General features: G+C 46.0%; 2 protein-coding genes and 2 pseudogenes. All 4 read left to right on the forward strand.

The window, feature by feature from the left end:
• A pseudogene (locus F6K37_RS39045) lies at positions 1 to 349 on the forward strand (phage baseplate assembly protein V); the annotation flags it as partial.
• The gene (locus F6K37_RS39050; protein ID WP_008184366.1) at positions 349 to 870 is read left to right on the forward strand and encodes a hypothetical protein; all 522 of its coding nucleotides are present in this window, start codon (positions 349 to 351) and stop codon (positions 868 to 870) included. The pseudogene F6K37_RS39045 and the gene F6K37_RS39050, both read left to right, overlap by 1 nt.
• A gap of 134 nt (positions 871 to 1,004) precedes the next feature.
• Positions 1,005 to 1,247, forward strand: coding sequence for a hypothetical protein (locus F6K37_RS39055; protein WP_008184367.1), 243 nt, complete (start codon positions 1,005 to 1,007; stop codon positions 1,245 to 1,247).
• A 685-nt stretch (positions 1,248 to 1,932) separates the two neighbouring features.
• Positions 1,933 to 2,209 (forward strand): annotated as a pseudogene (locus tag F6K37_RS39060) (hypothetical protein); the annotation flags it as partial.

The raw sequence follows: 2,209 nt of genomic DNA on the forward strand, positions 1-2,209 counted from the left end.
TGATGCCACCCTGAAAAATGAAAAATGTACTGTGGCTTTATCTGGTGGTAATATCACTATTGATAACGGCACCTGCAAGATTAAAGTTGAAAGTGGCGGCATCACCATTGATGCAGCTAGCTCTAATGTCACCGTCAAAAGTGTAGGTTCGATCAAGATTGGGGATGCAACCACGGCTTCTGTGCAAGTTGGTGGACGGTTACCGGCTAATGCTGTTGGTGATAATGACGATATTATTCTGGCTACCCACACCCATGTGGGTAATCTCGGCGCTCCCTGTCCGGTGATGGTGCCAACAGAGAAGATTAATTCAATTCAGGCCAAGGCGAGAAATACCAAGGTGGGGTAATGGTTAGAATCAAAGGGGCAAACAGCGATTATAAATTTAAGGATGGCTCAATTCAAGAGGTAAAAGGGGACCATCCTGTTTACCTCAAAATTTTCATCTGTCCTTATGATATGCCTGGCCCCATTGAGGAACCTGATGAAAATGGTTGGTGTGAGGGCACAGATGATCAATGTCCTAATGGAGAAAATAGCTCTGGTCATGCTCTAATTTGTTTACATCAAGAGGATGGTATTTCCCTAGAAACGAATAAGAAGGTAACGGCAACGGGAACCTTTGTTGCTGAGAAAGGCATTGTTGCTGAGAAGGGAATCACGATTAAGGATGAGCTGGTGTTGGATGTCTCAGAGGCAAAGGCGGGGCTTGTGATCAAGATGAAAGGAAAGGAAATGTTACGCCTTAATATTTCTGAGCAAGGTGATATCGAATTGTCCCCTCTTAATCCATCAAAAACTATTAAAATTAATGGCAAATTGGAGGTAACTGAAGGCTTGAAGGTTGCAGGGAAGGAGTTACCAATTTAGGGAATTTAGAATTTAGAATTTAGAATTTAGAATTTAGAATGGGGAATCGGGAATCGGGAATCGGGAATCGGGAATTGGTAAAGAATATTATTTTATTTTGGTGTAGACAATTAAATTATAAATAGAGGAGATTAATGAAATCACAGGTTCAAGAAGCGGTCAACATTGCTCAGTCGCTTTCATTAGCAGAGCAGCTTGAACTACTCAAAATACTATCCACAATTATTCAAAAGAACCATGCCCTAGAAACTCAATCTATACCAGAAGGTGATAATACTGAGTTTTCAGCAGAAAGTTTTAGCAAGTCTTGGCAGCAAGCTGTGACTGGACAAACCTTACCCATTTCTCAAATCTGGGAGGGAATTGACCTTGACTGATGCTCCCTTAGTTGAGGTGCAACTTACTCCTGAGTTTCAGCGTAAATTGAGAGGATATCTGAAAAGTTTTTTTATACTGAATTTTGCCCCCCTAGGGCGTGTTTTCTTGCCTCGGAGATCCCCCATTATCCCCCTTAAAAAAGGGGGACTTTGAGTATGGCTCCCCCCTTTTTTAAGGGGGGCTGGGGGGGATCATCATCTGGCGGAAAACTTTGAAAACACGCCCTAGCCCCCCAAGCGAGGGATTGCTCGCTTGGGGGGAACAAGAATCAATTTGCTGCTAAAAGTCCCCCGAGCGAGGGATTGCTCGCTCGGGGGATTTAGGGGGCTTGGATGTAGCAAATGAGACTTCTCAGACAACCTCTGAGAGAAGTTAAAAAAATACCAATTAAAGTAGGGTGTTGCTCATTCTGGGTATGGTTTCGCCCCCCTAGCCCCCCAAGCGAGGGATTGCTCGCTTGGGGGGAACTATACTATCAAAGTCCCCCAGAATTGGGGGATTTAGGGGGCATTCATAAAACCAGATGATCGCACCTTCATTCCTTAATTCAGCAACGCCAATTAAAGTAGGGTGGGCAAAGTTATCTTATCTAGAAGACTCATGTGAATCAAAATGTGTCTTGATGCAATAGCGAGTGGGGGAAACCACGGCAGTCGCTCATGGGGGGAACCACGGCAGTCGCTCATGGGGGGAACCACGGCAGTCGCTCATGGGGGAAACCCCCAAGACCGCGCTGCCTCCCCAAGACCGCGCTGCCTCCCCAAGACCGCACTGCCTCCCCAAGACCGCGCTGCATCGCTTTTTGCCCACCCTACAAGCTTGTTTGTCAAATCAGTGGAATGGGCATCTTGGTGGAATGGGCATCTTGGTGGAATGGGCATCTTGGTGGAATGGGCATCTTGGTGGAATGGGCATCTTGGTGGAATGGGCATCTTGGTGGAATGGGCATCTTGGTGGAATG

This window comes from Moorena sp. SIO4E2, from assembly GCF_010671945.1.
Lineage (GTDB): Bacteria > Cyanobacteriota > Cyanobacteriia > Cyanobacteriales > Coleofasciculaceae > Moorena > Moorena producens.